Raw genomic sequence first — 23,747 nt, 5'->3', positions numbered from 1 at the left:
GGGTAGATTCTACAAAAACGAGTAAAACAAGAGCGCGTGGCGTGGAGATCAGCCAGCTTTTAAATGTCGCGGTGCAACAGGGGGCGTCGGATCTGCATTTATCGGCCGGTTTGCCGCCGACATTGCGGGTCGATGGCGATATGCAACAGATCGATCGGCCCGCACTGTCTCATGACGAAGTGTTGGATCTGATCCGCGACATTATGAACGACAGCCAGCGTGCCCGCTACGCGGAGAATCTGGAACATGATTTCTCGTGTGCGGTGCCGGATGTTGGTTATTTTCGCGTCAACGTGTTTAACCAGTCGCGCGGCGCGAGCGCAGTGTTTCGCGCGATCCCGTCGAGTGTTGCCACGTTGGCGGAACTGAACGCGCCAACGGTGTTTCAGGATTTTGCGGCGGCGCAACGCGGGTTGGTGTTGGTCACTGGAGCCACCGGTTCCGGCAAATCGACCACGCTTGCGGCAATGATCGACCATAAGAACAGCACCGAGCGTGGCCACATCCTGACGCTCGAGGATCCGATCGAGTTCGTGCACACGCCCAACAAGTGTGTGCTGAACCAACGTGAAGTTGGTCGCGATACGCATTCCTACGCTGCCGCACTCCGATCGGCGCTGCGCGAGGATCCGGACACTATTCTGGTCGGCGAATTAAGAGATGTGGAAACAATCCGTCTTGCGTTGACCGCGGCGGAAACCGGGCATCTCGTGTTCGGTACGCTGCACACCAGTTCTGCGGCCAAGACCATCGACCGCATCGTCGATGTCTTCCCCGGTGCTGAAAAGGAAATGGCGCGTACGATGCTGTCGGAATCGTTGATTGCGGTGATTTCGCAGTCGCTTTTGAAGAAAAAAGGCGGTGGGCGCTGCGCGGCGCACGAGGTCATGGTCGCTACGCCGGCGATCAAGAACCTCATCCGCGAGGCTAAGGTTGCACAGATGTATTCGGCGATACAGACGGGCCAGAATGTGGGCATGGAAACCCGCGACCAGTGTTTGCAACGGTTGGTACGCAATGGTGTCGTGGATACCGAAGAGGCCGCGTTACACGCGGCGCAGCCGGACACGTTTAACAAGAAAAGCGCATAGACAAGTGCCGGGAGGCACAATCTGGACCAGGTGCACGCGGGACCAGGCACCGTTCAAAAGCTAAGGCGCGAGACCATATCGATTATCAGGAAGCCCGGCGCCATGTCGACTCGTGCGACGAGTTATGGCTGGATATCAAGCTGGAAAGCAAGTGCGGATCCAGCGGTCCGAACCAGAATGTGGATGTACAGGGTATGTCTCTCGCTGACGACGATGCGACTGTTATTGCCGGACTGGCGTTGATTGCTGCGGTGTGCCGACCCCACACAGCGGGGGCAACCACCGATGCGCCGATGCGGGCGGATGAGGGGGCACTGTGAGCGGTGTCAGCCATTCGGATGAAGACAGATGCGTCGGGTGGCGTGAGTACATCGCATTACCCGATCTCGAGACCGGTGTGATGCGTGCTAAGTTTGATACTGGGGCGCGCACCTCGGCGATCGGCGTCATGGGCCTGACGACGCGGATAGGTACCGATGGGCGGCGATGGGCTTTTTTCGAGCTGCGCCCGCGCATCAAGGCGCGCGTGATTCAGTGTTCGGCACCCCTGGTCGACGAGCGCGACGTGCGCGATGCCAGTGGTGCCGAGAGCGCGCGTCTATTTATCGAGACGCGGTTGGTGCTGGGTGCTGACTGTTGGTCGATCGAATTGGGGCTGGCGCAGCGCGAGACAATGCGGTTTCCGATGTTGATCGGCCGCCGCGGCATGCGCGGGATTTGTGTGGACCCGGCGGGTGGCTATCTCCGCGGTCCCCCGGATATGCGTCGTGTACCCGAAATACAGTAGTAGCAATCAGCGTCAATGGCGCGATAATTGCTAAGCTTTGCATCCCGTGGCTTGAGTCCCGAGCCCATGGCATTCCGGAGCCGTGATTCATGCATATTGTCATCCTATCCCGCAATCGAGAGCTGTATTCGACGCAGCGACTGATCGACGCCTGTAAGGCGCGCGAGCATGAGGTGACCGTGGTCGATCCGCTTCGTTGCTACATGAACATCGTGCCGAACGCGCCCGAGATTCACTACAAAGGTAAAAAGCTCGAGGGCTTCGATGCCATCATTCCGCGCATCGGTGCCTCGATTACCTTCTATGGCACCGCCGTTTTGCGGCAGTTCGAGATGACCGGGGTGTATCCGCTGAACGAGTCGGTGGCAATATCGCGCTCGCGGGACAAACTGCGTTCGCTGCAGCTTCTGTCGCGCAAGGGGATTGGGCTGCCGGTAACCGGTTTTGCTCATTCGCCGGACGATACGGATGACCTTCTGGATACCGTGGGCGGCAATGCCTACGTCATCAAGCTGACCGAAGGCACCCAGGGTAAAGGGGTGGTGCTGACCGAAACCCGTGGCGCTGCTGAATCGGTGATTGAAGCGTTCCGCGGGCTGGATGCCCACTTTCTGGTGCAGGAGTTCGTGCGTGAGGCAAAAGGCGCGGATATACGCTGTTTTGTGGTGGGCAATCGTGTGATCGCCGCTATGAAACGCCAGTCACGCGAAGGTGAGTTCCGCTCCAATATTCATCGCGGCGGCCAGGCCAGCCAGATTCGCATTACACCGGAAGAACGCTCGACCGCGGTGCGTGCCGCCCGGATTCTGGGTTTGAACGTCGCCGGCGTTGATCTGCTCCGCTCGAATCATGGGCCGGCGGTCATGGAAGTGAATGCCTCGCCGGGTCTGGAAGGTATTGAAGGCGCGACCAATAAGGATATCGCCGGGCATATCGTGCGCTTTATCGAGACCAACTCGAAGCAAGGCAAAACCCGCACGCGTGGTACGTCAGGATGAGTGTCGGTCGCCTGTATAGATCATGATATGCCCGAGCTAAGCCAGCGATGACGCCACCAAGCCGACCGCCGCGCCGACCCTCAATTACCATCGGTGGCCGGGAGATTGCCGCGGGCACGCGCGAAACCGTTGAGATCCCCGTCGCCGATCTCTATACCAATGCCGCACTGACCATGTCGGTGCAGGTGATCCACGGGCGCCGGCCTGGCCCGACGCTGTTCGTGACAGCGGCCATCCACGGCGACGAACTAAACGGTGTCGAGATCATCCGCCGAACGCTTGGTCAGCGCGCCCTGTCGCATATGGCTGGCACGCTGATCGCCGTGCCTATCGTCAATGTCCACGGTGTCCTGCGGTTGTCGCGCTACCTGCCGGATCGGCGCGATTTGAATCGGTCGTTTCCCGGTTCGAGCGAAGGCTCGGTGGCGGGGCGTCTGGCCCACGTCGTGGTTGAAGAAATCGTGGCCAAGGCCGATTACGGTATCGATTTGCACACGGCGGCTGTGCACCGCGCGAATCTGCCGCAGATCCGTGCCGATTTGTCCGACGACACGACGCGCGCCATGGCCGAAGCTTTCGGTTGCCCATTGTTGATCGATGCCAGCCTGCGTGAAGGTTCGTTACGCGAGCATGCGCATAAAAAAGGTGTGCCGTTACTGCTCTATGAAGCGGGCGAAGCACTGCGCTTCGACGAATTCTCGATTCGTGCGGGCGTCCGCGGCATAACCCAGGTGCTGCGACATCTCGGTATGTTGAATGTGCGCCGACGCGGTTCGAAACCGGCTCAGCGGCCGACTGTGGCTCTGGATTCGAATTGGGAGCGTGCGCCGGAGTCGGGTTTCCTTCGCTCGCTGGTTAATCTCGGTGAACACGTCACCAAGGGCCAGCCGTTGGCCTGGCTTTCCGAACCGTTCGGCGAAGCCGAGACCGCAGTCAGGTCAGAGCATGCCGGTATCGTTATCGGCCGCACGATGTTGCCACTGGCCCACGCGGGTGACGCTGTCTACCACGTCGCTCGTGTCAAAGGTGCTCAGGCGGTCGCCGATCGTGTGGAAGCCTTCCAGTCCGACCATGAACCAGACGAGGCGGATCTGACTGGCGATGCCGATGACGAGCCACCTATCGTTTGACTGGCCGGCGCCACAACGGGCGTGGTACGCCGCTGCCGTTGATCGGTCAGCCAGAGTCCAGCACCGGTTCGAGTTGTCCGCCCCGACAGCTGGCGTGTCGGATGTTTTCAGGTGGTGTCGTTCGGCGTTCGTCCACCAGCGATCAGGGCCATGATGGCCATGCGGACGGCGATGCCGTTTCTAACCTGTTCCAGGATCAGTGAATTGGGCCCATAAGCGATATCAGCATCTATCTCCACGGCGCGGTTGATCGGGCCGGGATGCATGATGTGAGCGTCTGGCTTGGCGTGGGCGAGGTTGTTCGCGGTCAACCCGTAGTGCCGGTGGTAGTCGTTTTCGTCCTCGAGAATGCTGCCTTGGATGCGCTCGCGTTGGATACGCAGGCCCATGATGATATCGGCGCCATCGACACCGGCGGCGAAATCAGTTGTGGTAGACACGCCCAGTTGGTCGACATCGTGCGGTAGAAATGCGTTTGGTCCCACGACACGGATGTCAGTGGCCCCGAGTGCCTGAAGGGCTGCGATTGTGGACCGTGCGACGCGCGAGTGGCGCACATCGCCAACTAATGCGACCCGCAGGTTGTGGAAGTCGGGGTGGTGAGCGCGGATGGTGTAAACGTCCAGCAGCGCTTGGGTTGGATGGGCATTGGTGCCGTCGCCGGCGTTGATGACGGAAACACCGGGTGCGACGTGGCGGGCGAAATAATCGGCCGCGCCATCGTCGGGGTGGCGCACACAAAAAAGTGTGGCACCCATTGCCTGTAGCGTATAGAGCGTATCCAGATCGTGTTCGCCCTTGGTGCGCGACGATGTGCCGACGTCGAAATTAACCACATCCGCGGAAAGACGCTGGGCAGCCAGTTCAAACGTGGTGCGCGTGCGGGTGGAGTTCTCGAAGAACAGGTTGCAGATCGTGTGGCCGCGCAGCAGAGGCACTTTCGTCGGTGCGGTGCCAGGTGCGGTATTGAAACCGTCGGCTGTGTCGAGAATGCGCGTGATTTGCGCGGCGGTCAGCCCACCGATGCCGACTAGGTGACGAAGTTGTCCGTTAGCGTCGTACTGGGCAAGCTCAGGTTTGTTGTGGATCGACCCATTCGTCATTGAAAAATCAGTGTCAGCGGTTCGGGGCCGGTTAGTTTGATCTGCTGGTCGGGCTCGATAGCAAGACGCTGGCCGACCACATCTGCGGTAAACGGCAGCTCGCGCGCGTCGCGGTCGACCAGGGCGGCCAGCCGAACGGCGGCTGGGCGGCCATAGTCGAATAACTCGTTCAATGCGGCACGCACGGTACGGCCAGTGTAGAGCACGTCGTCGACCAGAATCACCGTCTTGTCGGTGATATCCACGGGCAAGGTCGAAGGGCCGACGCGTGGATGCAGGCCGAGCGTGGAGAAATCATCACGGTAGAAGCTGATATTCAGGCTCCCGAGTGGTAGTTCGGGGTCGAGCAGGGGGCGTAGCCGTTCGGCCACCCAGGCGCCGCCTGTCTCGATGCCGACCACACAGGTGTCGGCCGGCGTACCAACCAGCGGGCGAAGCCCGTCGGCTAGGCGCTGGATCAGTTCGTCGACGTCGGGTGGCGCGTTCAAACCGTGGCCGATGGTTCGGTTTGTGCCAGCCACGTTTCGACGATCACACCAGCTGCGGCAGCATCGCGGTCGGTTTTGGTCACGCGTGTCTTGCGCGATCCAGATGCGCGGGCAGCCCGTAGCCGATCGACGGCTTCGGTGGTCGTGTAGCGTTCGTCGACGGCATCCACAGCGATCTCGAAACGTGCCGCCAGTTGCCGCATGAAACGGCGGCTACGGCGCGTCATCGGCTGCTCGGCACCCGGCTCGTCGGACTGGTCGTCCAATGGTAAGCCGACGACCAGTCGTGCTGGGCGCCATTCGGCGATTAGTTCGTCAATGGCTGGCCACGCCGGCGGGTCGCCGCCGCCAACGGCGGTTAGCGGGCGGGCACTACCGGCGATCCGATTGCCGAGTGCGACCCCGATCCACTCGGTGCCGAAATCGAAGCCGAGTACAACGCCGTCAGGCACGACCGGTATCGCCCAGCAGGGCTCGGGGGTCGAGCCCGATCTGACGTGCCGCCGCGTTCCAGCGCGCATCGGGATCGGTATTGAAAATGATGTCTTCGGATGCCGGTGTAGATAGCCAGCTATTCGCGGCCATTTCTTCTTCCAGCTGGCCGGGGCCCCAGCCAGCGTAGCCAAACGTCATCAGGTAGCGGCTCGGGCCGAAGCCGTTGCCGATCGCCTGCAGAATATCGCGCGAGGTCGTGAGCGCCATGGCGTCATTGATTTCCATGCTCGCCGCCCAACTGCCTTCGTTGGCGTGGAGTACGAAACCGCGCGCCGGTTGGACCGGGCCGCCCCAATACACGGGCTGTTCACCGTTTAAATGAGCGCTTAGGTCGAGCTGATCGAGTACGTCGGCGATGGTTAATTCACCCAGCTGGTTGATCACCAGGCCCATCGCGCCGTCGTCGCCGTGGTCGGTAATGTAGATCACGCTTTCGGCGAACGAGCCGGTTACCGTGCCGGGCATCGCCAAAAGAAACTGATTATTGAATACGCCTTTACCCATGGCCTCATTATCGACCGATTACCGGGCTGCGGCAAATCGTTTGCGGGCGTGGATTACTCAAAATGGCGCTCGAGCGCATGGAATAAAGTGCTGGCGATGTTGATCTCGCGCTGCTCCTCAATTTCGCGTACGCAGGTCGGGCTGGTGACATTAATTTCGGTGAGTTTATCGCCGATCACGTCCAGGCCCGCGAAGGTGATGCCGCGCTCGACCAGAAACGGGCCGACGGTTTCAGCGATCTGCCGATCGGCCGTGGTCAGTTCACGCGCCACGCCGCGGCCGCCAGCGGCCAGGTTGCCGCGGAGCTCTCCTTCGGCTGGCACGCGCGCCAGCGCGTAGTCGATCGGCTGGCCGTCGATTACGAGTATGCGTTTGTCGCCGCTGGCGATTGCTGGTTCGAATGTTTGGGCCATGGCAAAACGCTGGCCGTTGTCGGTCAGGACTTCGATGACCACGCTCAGGTTTGGGTCGCCCGCATGGACTCGAAATATCCGTGACCCGCCCATACCGTCCAATGGTTTGACGATAACGTCGTTTTGTTCGGCTACAAACGCTTTGAACTGTTCGGCCGAGCGGCTGATTAGCGTCGGCGTGCACAGCTCGGGAAAACGCGTGATCGCCATTTTTTCATTGACGTCGCGTAGCGCGGCGGGTTGGTTGACGACTCGTGTCCCGGCGGCTTCTGCGCGTTCGAGGATATAGGTCGCGTAGATATATTCCATGTCGAAGGGCGGATCCTTGCGCATCAGGATCACGTCCAGGTCGCCCAGGTCGATGGTCTCGCTCGCGCCGCGATATTCAAACCAGGCGTCGTTATCGTCGGCCACTGTGAGCCTGCGTGCCTGGGCGCGGGCGATGCCATCGCGCACGAACAGATCGTCCAGTGTCATGTAGACGAGTGCGTAACCGTGGCGCTGGGCTTCGAGCAGCAGCGCTAACGTTGTGTCCTTGTATGGCGTGATCGACTCGATCGGGTCCATGACCACGCCCAGCTGTTTCGTCATCGCATTAATCTCCGGTTATTGACTCGCAGGCGGCATCGGCCGCGCGATCAGCGAAATCGCCAGCCACGGCCTGCAGTACACTGATCGCGGCCGGTCCGGCGGTCTCGGCTCGGAGTGTGCGCGGGCCGAGGCTCGTGTCGTGCCAGCCGTGTTCGTGGGCCGTTTTTACTTCGGTCTGGGAAAGTCCCGATTCCGGGCCGATCAATAAATCCACGGCGCCGGCAATAGCGGTCGTGGCCAGCGGTGCTGTACTGGTTGGCGCCAGCACGAGTCCGGTTCGGTCGGACGCAAGCCAGCCGAGCGTTGTGGCCAGTTTGTCCGGGGCGGCCACGGCTGGACGGATCAGCCGGCCGGATTGTTCGGCGGCGGCTTCAACGACCGCTTGCCAGTGATCGTGTTTCTTGGCCGCACGTTGGCCGGTCAGTTTGATCTTGCCTCTATCGGCGAATACGGGTTGGATGCGCTGCACGCCGAGTTCCACGGCTTTGGCGAGTGCGTAGTCCATGCGATCGCCACCAAGAATCGATTGGACCAGCGTCATTTCCAGCACGGATTCACGGGGCGGTGCAGCATAATCGACGACGTGTACAGCCAACGTTTTGCGTGTAGCGGTCTCGATGCGGGCGTCGTATTCGAAACTGCTGTCGTTGAAAAGCGTGACTCGGTCGCCGGGGGCGAGGCGCAGCACCGTGGCCAGATGATGTCGTTTGGCATCTGGCAGGTTGAAGGTGTCATCGACCGAGAGTGGCTGCGGCAGGTAAATCCGCGGAACGTGGGCCGCCATCAGCGAGTGTCGGTGGCCACCGGTTTAACCAATACCGCCGAGTTACGCTGATCGTTGTACAGCGCTTGGCGGCCAGCAGGCAGGTCGTCGCGGCCGGCTTTCTCGAAGCCGTGCTCGATAAACCAATGCGGCGTGCGCGTGGTCAGCGCAAAGAGCTGTTTAAAACCGGATTCTCTGGTTTCTTTTTCGGCGCGGGCGAGTAGTTCCGCAGCGCGTGACTGGCCGCGATAATCCGGGTGGACGGCAACGCAAGCGAGCTCGGTGGCACGCGCGTCCGGGTAAGGCACCAGCGCAGCGCAGGCGGTAATCAGCCCGTCGCGGGCCATGACTCGGTAGTAGGCAAGGTCGCGTTCGATTGCCTCGCGTGAGCGCGACACCAGCACGCCGGCCGCAGCTAGTGGCTCGATCAGCGCCAGGATACCGGTCAGATCATCCGGGGTTGCGGTTCGGATCGTGTCGTAGCCACCAGCGGTGACCAACGTGCCGGCGCCGTCGCGCGAATACAGCTCGCGTAACAGTGCGTCCGTATCAGTGAACGCAACCAGGTGTGTGCGAGCAACGCCGCCCCTGCACGCGTGTGCGGCGTGTGCCAGTAGTGTGCGAATCGAGGCATCGTGTTCCGATTCAGCCAGGGATTCGGCGTTGGCGGTGGGCAGTTGTCGGCCCACATTCGGCGCGCGCTCGGTCAATGCGGCGCCGTCGTGGAGCATGACCAGTTTGTCGGCGCCCAGTTCAATGGCGGCCAAAGTGGCCAGATCCTCGGTCAACACGTTGAAGATTTCTCCCGACGGCGAATAGCCGAGCGCCGAGACCATGACGATCTGGCCGCCGTCCAGGGCGGCGTTGATGCCGTCGGTGTCGATCCGGCGGACTTCGCCGGTATGTTCGTGGTCGACGCCATCGACGATGCCCAGTGGTTTGGCCACCACGAAATTGCCGCGGGTCGTAGCCACGCCGGTGCCGCCGAGCGTTGTTTGGGTCACGCTGCGCGACAAGCGTGCTTCGGTGTTGATCATGTGCGCGCCGACGGCTTTGACGACTTCGGTCAGCGCGGTTGCCGAGGTCACACGGGTCGCGTTTACGAACGGGGTTTCGACGCCAGCTGTGGCCAGTGCGTAGTCGATTTGCGGACGCGCACCGAGTACTAGCAACAACCGCACGCCGAGACTCGATAACAGGGCGAGGTCTTCGACCAGCGTGGTCAGTGCGGCGTCGTCGTCTGCTTCGCCGGGCAGATGCACGACGAATGTTCGGCCACGATGGGCGCGGATATACGGCGCGCTCGTGCGCAACGCGGCCGCGGCTGCTTCGGCGGGCGAGACGTTGTCCGAGGTGGCTGAGTTGCGTGGAGCGGGGGCGTTCATGCCGACATTATGCGTGACACGCTGCTAATCGATACAGAACTGTCGAATTAATCCATGCAGGATGCGCTGCATCGGCGTTATTTGCGCTAGTGCTAGATATTCATTCGGCTGATGGGCTTGGTTGATGCTGCCGGGGCCGAGGATGACCGACGCCATGCCGGCACGGTTGTAGAACGCGCCCTCGGTGCCGAAGTCCACAGCCGCTGCCTCGCGGCCGCATTGTGTTTCGCAGGCCGTGACCAGCGGTGAATCAGCGGGTGTTTCGAACGCTGGCGTACCGTCGAACAGTTCACTGAACTCGACCGCACAGTCGGTGGTTGCCACCGCGTCGGCTACGCGTTGGCGGAGCAAGCGGCGGTGATCGGCGATGTGCTCGCCCGGTAGAAAACGCAGATCAATATCCAGCCGGCAGCGCGCCGGAATACGGTTGGCACTGTCGCCGCCGTGGATTGCACCGAGGTTGAGCGTGGCGTGTTCGACTGGGAACCCGGGCGCTGATGTCGCGGCCAGCTCGGCACGCAGTTCGGTGATCGCGTTCATGGCCACGCGCATGGCGTCGATCGCATTGGCACCGAGTGCAGGGTTGCTGGAATGCCCAGCACAACCGACGGTTTCGATCGTCTCCATGAAAATGCCCTTGTGCCGGCGCACAGGTGTCAGGTCCGTGGGTTCGCCGATAACGCAGTATGGCGCCAGTTTTTGGTGGGCCGCGGTCAGCGCCTGGGCGCCGTCCATGCCGGATTCCTCATCGGCGGTAAAGGCAAGTGTTAGCGGGCGGTCGAGATGGTTGGCCGTGTACTCGCTGGCGACGGCGGCCGCGATCGCGACAAAGCCTTTCATGTCGCAGCTACCGAGGCCGTACAGCCGTTCGTTGGCCGCTGTGAGTGTGAACGGGTCAAAACTCCAGCCGTCGGGGTCAAACGGCACCGTGTCGAGATGACCGGCCAGCACCAGGCCGGCTGAGTCGTTAGTTATCGATGCTGTGCTGCCAGTGGTCGCAATCAGATTGACCTTATCGTCGCGCGTGGCCAGTGGTTCGAGGGCGCAGGTCAGTCCAGCGTCTTCGAGCCGATTAGCGAGCGCTTCGGCGACCGGGCGTGTCCCCGTGTCCCACGCGGGATCACCGCTGCTGATGCTGTTGTGGGCAATCAGCTCGGCCAGCGTGTCGTGCCAGTCGATTGTAGGCATGCTTGGCAATCTGGGTTGTGTTCACTGTCAGCGTATAATCTGACACAGGGTTTACGCGATTTTTGGCATGGATCAGGAACAAATATTTAGCGCAATCAAGCAAGGATTGCATCAGACAGGCTCGGTACAAACGCCGCCCGAAGCGCATGGCACGCTGACCGGGCGGCTATGTATCGATAACGAAACACCAGGTGGGCATGCGGTCGAAGATGTTGATTCTGAGATGCTCGACCAGGCGCTGGACGCACTGCGTGAAATAACATTAAACGGTCTGTTCGATCCGGAACTGAGTTTTACGCCGTTGTTGCCGGGCGATGACGTCGATCTGGATACGCGTGTGCAGGCGCTGGCCAACTGGTGCGCGGGTTTTCTCTATGGCCTGTCGGTAACCGGCAATTTCAATCCGGACAACCTTACAGCCGAATCGCGCGAATTGGTCGACGACCTCACCGAACTGTCGCGCGCCGACCTAACCAGCGAGGACGACGAAACCGGCACCGCCGAGGCCGACTATATGGAATTGGTCGAATACGTGCGTGTTGCGGCCCAGACTTTGTTCCTGGAGTTCCGGCCCGCACGCGAGGGGCCGAAGTCGCGTCAGACATTGCACTAAAACGGCGCGCGGGTGAATAAAAGCCTGTCAAAGCGCGTCGGTGGGTGCTGATGATTGTGTGGCCAGATGCCGGGTTTGGCTCATAACCGGGCAATCGCATGTCGTTCTATATGTGCGCACCGGGTGTTTATTGGCCGTCTGACTGGTATTGAACTTGCAAACTTTGTTACAAGCAGCTCCAACCATGAACCAAATATCGGATACTGATACCGAATCGTTCGACTGGTCGGCTGAATATGCCGATCGCCGGACTCGATTGATCGAGTCGATGGGCGAAAATGATGTCGCCGTGATCGCCGCGGCACCGGAAAAAAACCGCAATAATGACGTCACATATCCCTATCGGGCGGCGAGTGATTTTCGGTATTTAACCGGTTTTATCGAACCGAAAGCCATTGCGATCATTGCGCCAGGGCATGCTGAGGGCGAATTTCAGCTCTTCTGCCGGCCGCGTCATCCAGAGCAGGAGACGTGGGTTGGCCGACGCTTCGGCATCGACGGCGCGCGCGCGGCACTCGGCGCCGATAATGCCTTCGATATCGCCGAGTTTCGCGATCGACTGCCAGGTCTGCTTGATGGCCGCGATGCGGTCCATTTGGCGCTCGGCGATGAATCCGGTATCGACCGGCGTGTGCTGACCACACTGACCGGCATGCGTAGCCAGGGTCGGGGGCGCGTGCCGCCGGCACGTATCGAGCGTCTGGATATCGCATTGCATGCGATGCGGCGGACCAAATCGGCTGCTGAAATCGCATGTATGCGTCGTGCGGCCGACATAAGCGCTGCGGCTCATAACGCGGCCATGCAGTGCGTTCGTCCTGGCATGGCTGAATACGAGTTGGCTGCGACGATCCACCACGGCTTCGAAGCCGCGGGCGCGCACTGGGCGTACCCGACAATTGTCGGTGCTGGCGCCAACGGCTGCGTGTTGCACTACATCGAAAACGCCGATGTAATCAACGCGGGCGATCTGGTGTTGATCGACGCGGGCGCCGAATATGCCGGCTATGCCGGTGATATCACGCGCACATTCCCGGCCAGCGGCTGTTTCAACACCGCCCAGCGTCGTTTGTACGACGTCGTGCTGGCAGCCAACAAAGCCGCGCTCGCTGCCGCTCAGCCCGGTGAGCCGGCCAACGCCCCACACCAGGCCGCCGTGGCAGTGATCGTCGACGGCTTGATCGAACTCGGTCTGCTGACCGGTGCACGTGACGACATCATCGCGAACCAGGACTATCGCGCGTTTTTTATGCACGGCACCAGCCACTGGCTGGGCATGGATGTGCACGATGTCGGCGATTATAAGGAAAACGGTGAGTGGGTTACGCTTGAACCCGGCATGGCCTTTACGGTCGAGCCCGGGCTCTATATTCCCCCCGAAACCGAGAACGTGCCGGCGGAATATCTGGCCACGGGCATTCGAATCGAGGATGATGTGGTTATTACCGACAATGGTTGCGAGGTGTTGACCACCGATGTTCCCAAGGAACCGGATGCAATCGAGCGGTTAATCGCCAATGCCAAGTAATGCCGCAAACTTCATCCATCGCTGATACCGACATGACGCATGAATTCGACGCCGATATTGCCGTGGTTGGCGGCGGGTTGGCCGGCGCCAGTCTAGCGTTGGCCGTTGCCGAAGTCGGTTTGTCGGTGGCACTGATTGAGGCGCGACCATTCGCGGTAGTGGACGATCCAGCAGCACGTGAGCGCACGACAGCGCTGTCATACGGAACCCGCGTGTTGTTCGAACGGCTTGGGCTTTGGCCCGCGATCGCAAACTCGGCCGAGCCCATCGAAACCCTCCATGTGAGTCAGAAGGATAGTTTCGGCCGGGTCCGTGTCGACGCGGCGGAATACGATGTGCCCGCGCTTGGTTACGTGGCCGCCAATGCGGCGATGATTGAGGCGCTACAGGATCGGCTTGAGGCCGAGCCAAGGGTGTCGGTGGTTGCGCCTGCGACGTTCGAGGCTTTAACGGAGATCGATGGCGGTGTGGCATTAACGCTCGGGTGCGGCGACGACACTGGGGCTGTGCGACAGACATTGACCGCCAGGCTGGTGGTCGGGGCTGATGGCGCCAACTCGAGCGTGCGCCATGCGCTCGGCATCGGCGCCAAGCATGATGAATACGACCAACGTGCGCTGATTACCACGCTCGAACCGGAAAAACCACACGGCGGCACTGCGTTCGAGCGCTTTACACCGGATGGGCCGATCGCGGTGCTGCCACGTTCGGCGCAGTCTTGTGCACTTGTCTGGACGCTGCCGCCGGAGCGCGCGCGTGAGCTGGCGGCGGCCGACACGGCTACATTCGAGGCCGAGCTCGCGACGCAATTTGGCACACGGCTGGGAGCGCTCAAGCTGACCGGGCGACGGGGTAGTTTCCCATTGGCACGCACGCTGTGCGACAGCGCGGTTGCCCGGCGCAGCGTGTTGATCGGCAACGCCGGCCACGCACTGCATCCGGCCGCGGCGCAGGGGTTCAATCTGGCGGTACGCGATGCGCTCACACTGGCCGCTCATCTAACTGAGCAAAAACATCTGGCCGGCGCGGATTTCGATCCTGGTGATCCCGATTGGCTGGCGGCCTGGGCCGAGGCACGACGTCCGGATCAGCACCGGATCGCGAACTTTACGGATCTGGTCGTGCGCACGTTTTCCAACCGCTTGCCGGGCTTAGGTATGGCCCGAGGCATGGCGCTTTTCGGTCTATCGATAGCGCCAACCATTCGCCACGACATCGCACGCCGCAGCATGGGCTTGGCGGTTGCGCCGGCCTTGGATGACCTTATGCAATCGGAGACGGGTCATGGCCGGTAACGAATTCGATGTGGCTGTGGTCGGCGGCGGTGTGGTCGGCGCCGTTTTGGCCGTCGCGCTCGAGCAGGCCGGGTTTGCCACGGCGCTAATCGAAGCGAAGCGGCCGCAACCGTTCGACCATGGTGCCGACTTTGACCTGCGCCAATCGGCCATCGCGCCAGCGCCGCGGCATGTGCTTGAGCATCTGGGCATCTGGGCACACATCGACCGCTCACGCATCTGCGATTTCGGCGGCATGAAAGTTTGGGATGGTGCCGGTGGCGATACGCTGCACCTGGCGCATACGGCTGTCGGTCTGCCGGAGCTCGGCCACATTGTCGAAAATGGGCTGTTGGTCGACCGTGCCTGGCAGCAGCTTGCTAACACATCGGTTTATAGCCCGGCGGGTTTGGCCGATCTACGAACGCATGCCGACGGTGCCCAACTCGAGCTGGATACGGGCGACCGTTTGTCCGCCGCGCTGGTGGTTGGCGCCGAGGGCGCGAACTCGCCGGTCCGACGCGCGGCGGGCATTGCCACGTCAAGCTGGGGGTACGGCCAGCGTTGTACCGTCGGCGCGGTCAAGCCGGCCAAACATCACCGCCACATCGCCTGGCAGCGATTCACCGACACCGGACCGGTAGCGTTTTTGCCGCTGGCCGACGGCCGTTGTTCCCTGGCTTGGCACGCCGACGACGTGTTGGCTGATGAACTCGCCGAGCTGGACGACACGGCATTCGCCGAGCGGCTGACCGAGGCCAGCGCCGGCGTGCTTGGGCCGATCGAGCGTGTCGATTCGCGCGCCGCGTTTGACCTCAAGCTGCTCCATGCCCACCGCTATGTCACGCACCGCGTGGCGTTGGTCGGCGACGCCGCGCACGTCGTGCATCCCATGGCCGGGCAGGGCGTGAATCTGGGGTTGCTCGATGTTGCTGAGTTGGTGGCGGCGCTCGAACGCGGCCGTCGAACCGGTGCGTCGCCCGACGCGCCGCGCTATCTTGCCCGCTATCAACGTGCACGGATGGCCGATAATTTGGCCATGCTGGCAGCTACCGACGGCTTGAAACGATTGTTCGGCAGTCGTCGCCCCGTGTTGCAACGCGCGCGGCAATTTGGTGTTACGGCGACGGCCCGGTTGTCACCGCTACGCCAAGCAATGATTCGTCAGGCCACCGGTGGCTCGCCAACGGGAGCCCCATTGGTTGATGCGCCCCGGTGATCCGGTGATAGGGCGTTGAACTACGTCTTTATTCGCGTATGATGATAAGCAGATAAATGAGCAGGTTCGGCGGGTCGCGCGCGTAATGCGAAGCGCACGCCGTAATCGAGGATATGCCCAAACACACGCCGCTTCACGACGAACACGTTAGCCTCGGTGCCAAGCTGGTGGACTTCGCCGGCTGGGAAATGCCGATCAACTATAGCTCACAAATCGGCGAGCACAACGCGGTCCGTGAGCACGCGGGCATATTCGATGTGTCGCATATGACCGTGGTCGATATACGCGGCGCCCAATCGCGTGACTTTTTGCGGCGCGTTCTGGCCAACGACGTCGCCAAGATTGATGCCGACGGCAAGGCGCTCTATACCTGCATGCTCAACGCACATGGCGGCGTTGTGGACGATCTGATTGTCTACCACGTGGCGGGTAACTGGTATCGAGCTGTCGTCAACGCGGCGACCACCGACAAGGATTTGGCTTGGCTGCATAGTCAAGCGCGCGATTTCGACGTCAACGTGGAAAGGCGCGATGAATTGGCAATCGTGGCCGCGCAGGGGCCAGCCGCGCGCGAACTCGTGCGCGAACATCTTGGTGCGGCGCTTGCCGAGCGCGCTATGGCGCTAAAACCCTTCGAAGTAGCGGCGGATGGCGATTGGAGTGTCGGCCGCACTGGCTATACAGGTGAAGACGGCTTCGAAATCGTACTGCCGGGCAACATGGCGGTCGGTTTCTGGCGCGGCATGATCCGGTCGGGCGCCACGCCCGTCGGGCTGGGCGCGCGCGATACGTTGCGTCTGGAAGCTGGTCTCAACCTCTATGGCCAGGATATGGACGAGGATCATTCGCCCCTGGTTGCCAATCTCGGTTGGACCGTCGCTTTCGAGCCTGAAGAGCGTGCTTTCGTGGGACGCAACGCGCTGGAAATGGCGCGACAGCGGGGCATCGAGACGAAGCTGGTCGGTGTGTTGCTGGAAGGTCGCGGGATTCTCCGAACGGGTGCGTCGGTGCGCGCGGCCGGCGATGACGCAGTCGCCGAGCCGAGTGCTGACAACGCCCCGGGAGAGCTTACGAGCGGCAGCTACGCGCCGACGCTTGAACGCTCGATCGGATTCGCCCGTGTGCCGGTCGATTGGGACTATGCGCGTGTTGAAGTCGGCGTGCGCGGCAAGTGGCAGCCAGCACGAGTGGTCGCGACAACATTCGTGCGTAAAGGCAAAATTAAGGTGGCGCTGGACTAACTAACGCGCCGGTGCAACAACCGAACTTTTATATGGAGACAATCAACTGATGGGCGAACGACCGGACAATTATCGCTATACCCAATCGCACGAGTGGGTCGCGCCGGCTGAGGACGGCACAGCTCGCATCGGCATCACCGACCATGCCCAATCGTCGCTGGGCGATCTGGTATTTGTCGAATTGCCGGAGGTCGGCACGAGCTTCAATGCGGGCGAGCAGGTCGCCGTGGTGGAGTCGGTCAAAGCGGCCTCGGACATCTACGCTCCGGTGGCCGGCGAAATTGCTAGCGTAAACGAAACGCTCGAAGATGCGCCGGAACAAGTCAACGAAGACCCATTCGGCGAGGGCTGGTTGTTTGAGCTAAAGCTTGAATCCGAAGAAGCGACTGAGTCGCTGCTCGACGCTGCCGCGTATAAAGAAGTGGCCGACGCTGACGACTAGCGTCGATGCGCACCGCGTGGGCGGTGTGTAACTGGTTTGAATCCACGAGAGATTATGGCCTTCATACCCCATACCGAGGCGGATATCCGCCATATGCTTGGCGCCGTCGGTGTCGAGAACATCGACGATTTGTTCGATGAAATCGATCCCAGGCTCCGGGGCGTCGATTTGTCCTCGGTCCCCACGCATGCAGACGAGCGCGCGATCACACGCGAGATGCACGAGCGCGCCGCACGCGATGCCGACGGTCTCTGTTTTGTCGGCGCCGGCGCCTATGAGCATCACGTGCCGGCGGCGGTGTGGGAATTGACCACAAGGGGCGAGTTCTACAGCGCGTATACGCCGTATCAGCCAGAGGCGAGCCAGGGCACGCTTCAAGTCACCTACGAATATCAGACCATGATATGCGGGCTGACGGGCATGGACGTGTCCAATGCCTCGCTCTATGACGGCGCTTCAGCGTTGGCTGAAGCTGTATTGATGGCTGTGCGTGGCAATCGAAAGTCGCGTGCGAATCGTATTCTCATGCCGGCTTCGGTTCATCCGTTCTACCGCCAAGTGGCCACCAATATCTGCGCCAACCAGGGGATCCAGTTCGAAACGATCGGGTTTGAGGCCGCCAGTGGCCGGGCCGATCAGTCGGCACTGGATCAGTGGACGGGCGAAGACGTCACGGCAGTGGTTGTGCCGCAACCGAATTTCTTCGGCGTGTTGGAAGATGCCGATGCGCTGACCGATTGGGCCCACAACAATGGCGCATTCGCCATTGGGGTTGTGAACCCAGTCGCGTTGGCGCTGGTTAGCCCGCCGGGCGATTGGGGCAGCGGCGACGGCGTCGACATCGCGGTCGGCGAGGGCCAGCCGCTGGGCGCACCGTTATCTGGTGGCGGTCCGTATTTCGGCATTTTGTGCTGTCGCACGAAACACGCACGCCAAATGCCGGGTCGCGTCGTGGGCAAGACCGTCGACGCCGAAGGCGAGACCGGTTACGTATTGACGCTACAGCCGCGTGAGCAACACATCCGGCGCTCGAAGGCGACTTCCAACATCTGTACCAACCAGGGACTGCTGGTTACGGCCGCGACCATCCACATGAGTCTGCTGGGTCCGGATGGCCTGCAAAACGTGGCGGCACACTCCGCCGCCAATACCCGCAAGTTGGTCGACAAACTGACCACGCTGCGTGGCGTCGAGCGGGTTTTTGAGGCGCCGTTTTTCCATGAATGTGCGCTGCGACTGCCCGTGGACAGCAAGACTGCGCTGGACGAACTCGCCAGCCGCGGCATATTCGGCGGCTACGCGATCGACGCGCATTACGACGCCTTATCGAACGTGATCATTGTGTGCGCGACCGAAACCAAGACCAATGCCGATCTTGAGGCCTACGCAACCACGCTGGCCGACGTGCTCGACAACGGTAAGCCAGCGCGGCGTCGTGTGTCGGCCGCCTGAGCTCGACGTTACGGAGTACGAACCATGAATCAACAAGTCACCCTCAAAGGTAATCCGGTTAATGTCCGTGGACAGATGCCGCAATCGGGTGAAGCACTGCCGGACTTTACGCTGACCACGACTGATCTCGAAGATGTCGGGCTGGCGCACTTTGCCGGTAAACGCAAGCTATTCAACATTTTCCCGAGTTTGGATACGCCGACGTGCTCGCTGTCGGTCCAGCGATTCAACCGCGAACTGGCCGAAGTAGACAATTTGGCGCTCATCCAGGTGTCGGCAGACCTGCCGTTTGCCCACGCCCGGTTCTGCAGCGCTGAAGACATTGCCGGTGGGCAAAACCTGTCGACATTCCGTAGCCCGTCTTTTCTCGCGAACTACGGTTTGCGGCTGGATAGCGGGCCGATGGCCGGCCTGTGCGCGCGGGCCGTTGTCGTGGCCGATAGCACGGATCAGGTGGTCTATAGCGAACTGGTTGCCGAAATCGGCGATGAGCCGGACTACGACGCTGCATTAGCCGCCCTCAAGCAAGCCGCCTGACGGACTTACGCGGAACGCTTAATTCGCGCTTATCGCGCGCCGAGCCTGACTTATGACTGAAAAAACCATCTTTGAGCAAAGCCAGACTGGACGTCGGGCGTATGCCCAGGCGCCGGCTGATACGCCTACGATCGACGATCTACCGGCGGCGTTGCAGCGCGAGCGCGCGCTCGGCCTGCCGGAAGTCTCCGAAATGGATACGGTGCGTCATTTTACGCGCCTGTCACAGTTGAACTTCTCGATCGACACCCAGTTTTATCCGCTGGGGTCGTGCACCATGAAGTACAACCCACGAGCCTGTAACACGCTGGCATCGCTGCCCGGATTCCTGAGTCGGCACCCGCTGGCGCCCGACAGCCACGGGCAGGGCGCACTGGCCTGTCTCTATGACTTGCAGACGATGTTGACCACGGTGACTGGCATGGCTGCGGTTTCGCTGGCGCCGATGGCCGGAGCGCAGGGTGAGTTTTCCGGTGTGGCCATGATCAAGGCTTACCACGAGTCGCGGGGCGATACCGACCGCAGACAGGTGTTGGTGCCAGAGGCTGCGCACGGGACGAATCCGGCCACGGCGGTTATGTGCGGGTGCGAAGTTGTCGAGCTGCCGACCAATGCTGATGGCGACGTCGATCTCGACGCGCTGCGTGAAGCCGTGGGGCCGAAGACCGCCGGCATTATGCTCACCAATCCATCGACGGTTGGCGTTTTCGAGCAGGATATTTTGGAAATTGCCGATATCGTGCATAGCGCCGGTGGCCTGCTTTATTACGATGGCGCCAACTTGAACGCCATCCTTGGCAAGGCGCGGCCGGGTGATATGGGCTTCGATGTCATCCACATGAACCTGCATAAGACGTTCTCGACACCACACGGTGGTGGTGGCCCCGGCTCCGGCGCGATTGGCGTCGGCCCGCGGTTGCGCGATTTTATGCCCATTCCAGTGGTCGAGTGTACTGGCGAAGGTGAGGATGCCCGCTATCATTGGCTGACCGAAAAAGATGTGCCGCACACCATCGGCCGTCTGTCGGCATTCATGGGCAATACCGGTGTATTACTGCGTGCTTACGTCTACGCTCGTATGCTTGGGCGCGACGGTATGACGCGTGTCGCCGAGTTCGCTACATTGAACTCCAACTATCTGATGAAACGGTTGGAGGCCAATGGGTTCGAGGTTGCGTTCCCGAAACGCCGGGCCAGTCACGAATTCATCGTCACCTTAAAGCGCGAGAAACAGGAATTCGGCATAACCGCCGGCGATTGTGCCAAACGGCTGCTGGACTACGGTTTTCACGCGCCGACGGTCTACTTTCCGACGCTCGTGCCGGAGTGTTTCTTGATCGAACCGACCGAAACCGAGTCGCGCGCCACGCTCGATGCGTTCGTGGACGCCATGGCCAGCATTCGCGCCGAGGCCGAACGTGATCCGACGACGCTTCAGAACGCCCCGTTCGATCTGCCGGTCCGGCGGTTGGACGAGGTCACGGCCGCCAAGCGTCTCGAACTCAAATACGAGTCGGGCGATTCAGCTAGATCGGCTTGATCACTGGCCTAGATTTGCACAATCGTTGGTCCGCTAGGTCCTGAAGCAATTAACGGTGGTCCGGTTACGGGAGTGTCGGTTAGGAGCGTGTCGAACTGATTCCAGTCGGCGAATAGGGCTGGACGGAGCTTGCCCATCTTGCTTGAGTCCGCCACGAGGATGCATTGTTGCGCTGTTTCTAGAGCAGCACGTTTCGGCTCAACTTCATGAAAGTTGAAGCAACTGATCCCACGTTCCATATCGGCTCCGGCTGCTGAAATAAACGCTTTGTTTATACCGGTTTGTCTGAGTGCGTTGGCTGCCCCCTCGCCTGAGAACGATTGCGACGAGGCGTGATAGAGCCCGCCGTAAAGGAGCAGTTGGGCATTTGGTAGCCGGCTGCTGATGGCATTGGCGATGTTCAAGGCATAAGTCACGATCGTGAGCGGCAGATCGCGATCCAGTGCACTGACCAAGTTGATTAGGGTCGACCCGCAGTCGATGAACACCGTATCGTCAGGTTCGATAAACGTGGCTGCTCGGGCGCCGAGTTGCTGCTTGACCCGTTGATGGCTGTCTTTTTCGACATTTAGATCGTAGACAGTGGTTGAGTGAAGGCTATCGGACATAAATATCCGGCCGGCTAGTAGCGTGAGGTCACCATCGGTGGAATCGACATCACGCCGAATCGTCATTTGTGAAACACCAAATTGCCGGGCCGCCTCCGATAGATGAACGCCGCCGCTGTTCGCAAGATTGTTCTTCAGCCAGTGAAGACGTGCGTCACGGCGTCGTTTCATATACCTCCTCAATTCAAGGGTCTGCTGGTTAATAGTAAGTGATAAATGGCCGCCACAGAAAGTGGAAGTGGCGGCCAGCAGAGCTATCCATCGACGCAGCACATCATCACTCGCGTGAATTTTCAGACATTCAATCTGGCGCGCGCTGAATATAAATTCAAAGTATTGTTCAAGACTGTATTATAACTTGAATTTATTATTCAAATAGAAGATATAACCTTATTTAAATCAATAAGATAATTATAATTTTCTTATGATCGAGGCATGCTCTTCACGGTCAGGTTTAGTCTAATAACATTATATTAATAAAATGTAAATGAAACCAAAGTTACATTTCTAGTAATAGAATTAACATATAGTGTTATTGATAACACTTGGAAGGACGTCTTTTATCGGCGTTCATCAATTATATGCCCCAGGACAAACTGCGCACGAAAGGTGATTTGCCTCAGTTTATCGATCATACGTTGCTGCGCCCCGAGGCTACGTCGGTCGATGTTCAACGATATTGCAACGAGGCGATCAACAACGGTTTTAAGTCTGTGTGTGTGAATCCGTGGTTCGTTGAGCTGGCCGCTCATTATCTGAGTGATGGGAATGTATCGACCTGTGCTGTAATCGGATTTCCTCTAGGCGCGTCGCCGACACGGGTTAAGCTTGCCGAGGCTTACGCAGTGCTGGAAGCCGGAGCCGACGAGCTCGATATGGTGCTGGCGATCAGTGCTTTGAAGGATGGTGACTTAGCGACTGTCGAGGATGACATCCGCCAGATCAAGCAAGCGTGTGGGCCAAAGATTCTCAAGGTAATTCTTGAAACTTGCTTGCTAACGCATGAGGAAAAAATCGCCGCATGTCAAGCTGCGCACCGGGCTAGGGCGGATTTCGTCAAAACCTCTACGGGGTTCAGTCATGGCGGTGCGGCGATCGCCGATGTTCGATTGCTGCGTGAAACGGTTGGTGTCGACCTTGGCGTGAAAGCTTCTGGAGGTATCCGGTCTGGACCCGATGTTCACGCCATGATCGATGCCGGTGCGAGCCGGATCGGAAGCAGTTCCGGAGCGGCTTTGTTGTCGGACGCGACAAAGTGACCCGGGAGATCGAAATGCCGACCGTATGGAAATATAAATCCCATTGGTTCGGTTCTGCCTTTGGTTCAAGCCTCCATAAGGCTATGCGATGAAACCATTGCCCATACTCATCGACTGCGATCCGGGCCAGGATGATTTCATCAACATACTCCTAGCGATCGCATCTCCCGAGGATGTTCGAATCGACGGCATCACTACAGTCGGCGGCAACGTGCCATTGGAGCGAACGCATCGTAATGCGCGCCTTGCTTGCGAACTGGCTAATGTAGTTGATGTCCCCGTTTTTGCGGGTTGTGTGCAGCCTCTGATAAGGACTTTGGAGACGGCCGAGTATCTGCACGGCGAAACAGGCATCGATGGCTACGAGGTCACTGAACCGCAGATGCCGCTGTCGTCGGAACATGCTGTCGACTTCATCGTGCGCCATGCCCAAAACACTCAGGGCGGCCGATTGACGTTAGTTGCCACGGCACCGCTGACCAATATCGCGATGGCCTTCAAGAAGGCACCGGATATTAGGGATCGGATCGGCCGGATCGTGCTCATGGGCGGCGCGATGCGCGAAGGCGGCAATGTGACGCCCTCAGCGGAATTCAATATCGGCGTCGATCCGCATGCCGCCGATATTGTATTTCGTAGTGGCATTCCGATCACCGTTTTCGGCCTGGATGTTACCCATCAGTTCTTAATGACCCGAGCTCGGCGTGACTGCATTCGAGCTATCGATACCAAGCCGGCCCATGTGGTTGCCGACATGCTCGATTTCTCGGTTCGCTACGACGAATCCAAATACGGCGCCGATCGTGCGCCACTTCATGACTGTTGCACGCTTCTCTCTCTGCTGCGGCCGGAGCTGTTCGAATTCAAGGAATGCGCCATTCAGGTCGAAACTGAATCACCTCTGACCAGCGGCCATACTGCGGTCGACTTATGGGGTGTAACTGGGCAATCACACAATGCGTGGTGGGCGCATGCGATTGAACATGAGGCAGCCTTCGAATTATTGAGTCAGCGCATTGCTCGTCTATAGGCGGTAGCTGCCATGGCTATTACCAAGAGAAGCCAATACAAGAGCCAAGTCGTCGGTTGAGAGTTGGT

General features: G+C 60.1%; 24 protein-coding genes. 15 read left to right on the top strand and 9 right to left on the bottom strand.

Translation table 11 applies throughout. From position 1 onward, the window contains the following. The first annotated feature begins 41 nt into the window (after nucleotides 1–41). The 4 genes from HKX41_04595 (at nucleotide 42) to HKX41_04580 (ending at nucleotide 4,006) form a co-directional block, all read left to right on the top strand. Nucleotides 42–1,091: a type IV pilus twitching motility protein PilT gene (locus tag HKX41_04595; protein NNC23433.1), complete on the top strand. Its 1,050-nt coding sequence runs from the start codon at nucleotides 42–44 to the stop codon at nucleotides 1,089–1,091. 316 nt (nucleotides 1,092–1,407) lie between these two features. Beyond that, nucleotides 1,408–1,878 (top strand): ATP-dependent zinc protease, encoded by a 471-nt coding sequence (locus HKX41_04590; GenBank protein NNC23432.1) that lies wholly within the window; start codon nucleotides 1,408–1,410, stop codon nucleotides 1,876–1,878. 89 nt (nucleotides 1,879–1,967) lie between these two features. Further along, nucleotides 1,968–2,876: a 30S ribosomal protein S6--L-glutamate ligase gene (rimK, locus tag HKX41_04585; protein ID NNC23431.1), complete on the top strand. Its 909-nt coding sequence runs from the start codon at nucleotides 1,968–1,970 to the stop codon at nucleotides 2,874–2,876. 47 nt (nucleotides 2,877–2,923) lie between these two features. Further along, nucleotides 2,924–4,006: a succinylglutamate desuccinylase/aspartoacylase family protein gene (locus HKX41_04580; GenBank protein NNC23430.1), complete on the top strand. Its 1,083-nt coding sequence runs from the start codon at nucleotides 2,924–2,926 to the stop codon at nucleotides 4,004–4,006. Between the two features lie 107 nt (nucleotides 4,007–4,113). Here the strand turns inward: HKX41_04580 and HKX41_04575 are convergent, their stop codons facing one another. The 8 genes from HKX41_04575 to argE are packed head-to-tail and all read right to left on the bottom strand — an operon-like array spanning nucleotide 4,114 to nucleotide 10,936. Then, a complete protein-coding gene (locus HKX41_04575; protein ID NNC23429.1) occupies nucleotides 4,114–5,109 on the bottom strand; it encodes an aspartate carbamoyltransferase catalytic subunit in 996 nt (331 codons plus the stop codon). Continuing rightward, nucleotides 5,106–5,597, bottom strand: coding sequence for a bifunctional pyr operon transcriptional regulator/uracil phosphoribosyltransferase PyrR (pyrR, locus tag HKX41_04570; GenBank protein ID NNC23428.1), 492 nt, complete (start codon nucleotides 5,595–5,597; stop codon nucleotides 5,106–5,108). The genes HKX41_04575 and pyrR overlap by 4 nt, the downstream gene beginning before the upstream one ends. Then, nucleotides 5,594–6,118: a Holliday junction resolvase RuvX gene (gene ruvX / locus HKX41_04565; protein ID NNC23427.1), complete on the bottom strand. Its 525-nt coding sequence runs from the start codon at nucleotides 6,116–6,118 to the stop codon at nucleotides 5,594–5,596. The genes pyrR and ruvX overlap by 4 nt, the downstream gene beginning before the upstream one ends. Then, entirely contained in the window at nucleotides 6,042–6,596 is a 555-nt protein-coding gene (locus HKX41_04560) for a YqgE/AlgH family protein (protein NNC23426.1), read from the bottom strand. Before HKX41_04560 ends, ruvX begins: the two co-directional genes overlap by 77 nt. Nucleotides 6,597–6,649: 53 nt before the next feature. Next, on the bottom strand, nucleotides 6,650–7,600 hold the full coding sequence (gene gshB / locus HKX41_04555; protein ID NNC23425.1) for a glutathione synthase: 951 nt from the start codon (nucleotides 7,598–7,600) through the stop codon (nucleotides 6,650–6,652). Between the two features lie 4 nt (nucleotides 7,601–7,604). Further along, complete coding sequence (locus HKX41_04550; GenBank protein ID NNC23424.1) at nucleotides 7,605–8,384, bottom strand: 16S rRNA (uracil(1498)-N(3))-methyltransferase; 780 nt, start codon at nucleotides 8,382–8,384, stop codon at nucleotides 7,605–7,607. Next, the gene (argA, locus tag HKX41_04545) at nucleotides 8,384–9,748 is read right to left on the bottom strand and encodes an amino-acid N-acetyltransferase (protein ID NNC23423.1); all 1,365 of its coding nucleotides are present in this window, start codon (nucleotides 9,746–9,748) and stop codon (nucleotides 8,384–8,386) included. The genes HKX41_04550 and argA overlap by 1 nt, the downstream gene beginning before the upstream one ends. A gap of 24 nt (nucleotides 9,749–9,772) precedes the next feature. After that, entirely contained in the window at nucleotides 9,773–10,936 is a 1,164-nt protein-coding gene (gene argE / locus HKX41_04540; GenBank protein NNC23422.1) for an acetylornithine deacetylase, read from the bottom strand. A 67-nt stretch (nucleotides 10,937–11,003) separates the two neighbouring features. Here argE and HKX41_04535 point away from each other — a divergent pair, with 67 nt between their 5' ends. The 9 genes from HKX41_04535 to gcvPB all read left to right on the top strand — a co-directional run bounded on the left by HKX41_04535 (nucleotide 11,004) and on the right by gcvPB (nucleotide 20,782). Next, nucleotides 11,004–11,549, top strand: coding sequence for a UPF0149 family protein (locus HKX41_04535; protein NNC23421.1), 546 nt, complete (start codon nucleotides 11,004–11,006; stop codon nucleotides 11,547–11,549). A gap of 184 nt (nucleotides 11,550–11,733) precedes the next feature. Beyond that, a complete protein-coding gene (locus HKX41_04530) occupies nucleotides 11,734–13,077 on the top strand; it encodes a M24 family metallopeptidase (protein ID NNC23420.1) in 1,344 nt (447 codons plus the stop codon). Beyond that, entirely contained in the window at nucleotides 13,077–14,372 is a 1,296-nt protein-coding gene (gene ubiH, locus HKX41_04525; GenBank protein NNC23419.1) for a 2-octaprenyl-6-methoxyphenyl hydroxylase, read from the top strand. Before HKX41_04530 ends, ubiH begins: the two co-directional genes overlap by 1 nt. Further along, the gene (locus tag HKX41_04520; protein ID NNC23418.1) at nucleotides 14,362–15,570 is read left to right on the top strand and encodes a UbiH/UbiF/VisC/COQ6 family ubiquinone biosynthesis hydroxylase; all 1,209 of its coding nucleotides are present in this window, start codon (nucleotides 14,362–14,364) and stop codon (nucleotides 15,568–15,570) included. The genes ubiH and HKX41_04520 overlap by 11 nt, the downstream gene beginning before the upstream one ends. Before the next feature lie 113 nt (nucleotides 15,571–15,683). After that, entirely contained in the window at nucleotides 15,684–16,811 is a 1,128-nt protein-coding gene (gcvT, locus tag HKX41_04515; GenBank protein ID NNC23417.1) for a glycine cleavage system aminomethyltransferase GcvT, read from the top strand. A 49-nt stretch (nucleotides 16,812–16,860) separates the two neighbouring features. After that, nucleotides 16,861–17,253 (top strand): glycine cleavage system protein GcvH, encoded by a 393-nt coding sequence (gcvH, locus tag HKX41_04510; GenBank protein NNC23416.1) that lies wholly within the window; start codon nucleotides 16,861–16,863, stop codon nucleotides 17,251–17,253. 54 nt (nucleotides 17,254–17,307) lie between these two features. Beyond that, nucleotides 17,308–18,705 (top strand): aminomethyl-transferring glycine dehydrogenase subunit GcvPA, encoded by a 1,398-nt coding sequence (gene gcvPA / locus HKX41_04505; protein ID NNC23415.1) that lies wholly within the window; start codon nucleotides 17,308–17,310, stop codon nucleotides 18,703–18,705. A gap of 24 nt (nucleotides 18,706–18,729) precedes the next feature. Then, nucleotides 18,730–19,242 carry a thiol peroxidase gene (tpx, locus tag HKX41_04500; protein ID NNC23414.1) on the top strand — a complete coding sequence of 171 codons (513 nt, stop codon included), beginning with the start codon at nucleotides 18,730–18,732 and terminating at the stop codon, nucleotides 19,240–19,242. A 52-nt stretch (nucleotides 19,243–19,294) separates the two neighbouring features. Beyond that, nucleotides 19,295–20,782: an aminomethyl-transferring glycine dehydrogenase subunit GcvPB gene (gene gcvPB / locus HKX41_04495; protein ID NNC23413.1), complete on the top strand. Its 1,488-nt coding sequence runs from the start codon at nucleotides 19,295–19,297 to the stop codon at nucleotides 20,780–20,782. Between the two features lie 8 nt (nucleotides 20,783–20,790). On the opposite strand, the gene HKX41_04490 is transcribed toward gcvPB, so the two are convergent. After that, the gene (locus tag HKX41_04490) at nucleotides 20,791–21,561 is read right to left on the bottom strand and encodes a DeoR/GlpR transcriptional regulator (GenBank protein ID NNC23412.1); all 771 of its coding nucleotides are present in this window, start codon (nucleotides 21,559–21,561) and stop codon (nucleotides 20,791–20,793) included. A 410-nt stretch (nucleotides 21,562–21,971) separates the two neighbouring features. On the opposite strand from HKX41_04490, the gene deoC reads away from it, so the two are divergent. Next, nucleotides 21,972–22,649: a deoxyribose-phosphate aldolase gene (gene deoC / locus HKX41_04485; protein NNC23411.1), complete on the top strand. Its 678-nt coding sequence runs from the start codon at nucleotides 21,972–21,974 to the stop codon at nucleotides 22,647–22,649. A gap of 88 nt (nucleotides 22,650–22,737) precedes the next feature. After that, nucleotides 22,738–23,679 (top strand): nucleoside hydrolase, encoded by a 942-nt coding sequence (locus tag HKX41_04480; GenBank protein ID NNC23410.1) that lies wholly within the window; start codon nucleotides 22,738–22,740, stop codon nucleotides 23,677–23,679. The last annotated feature ends 68 nt before the right edge of the window (nucleotides 23,680–23,747 follow it).

The sequence above is a fragment of the Salifodinibacter halophilus genome, assembly GCA_012999515.1.
In the GTDB taxonomy this organism is placed as follows: domain Bacteria; phylum Pseudomonadota; class Gammaproteobacteria; order Nevskiales; family Salinisphaeraceae; genus Salifodinibacter; species Salifodinibacter halophilus.
Note: the sequence above shows the minus strand (reverse complement) of the source record. Positions and strands in the feature narration are given on the sequence as shown.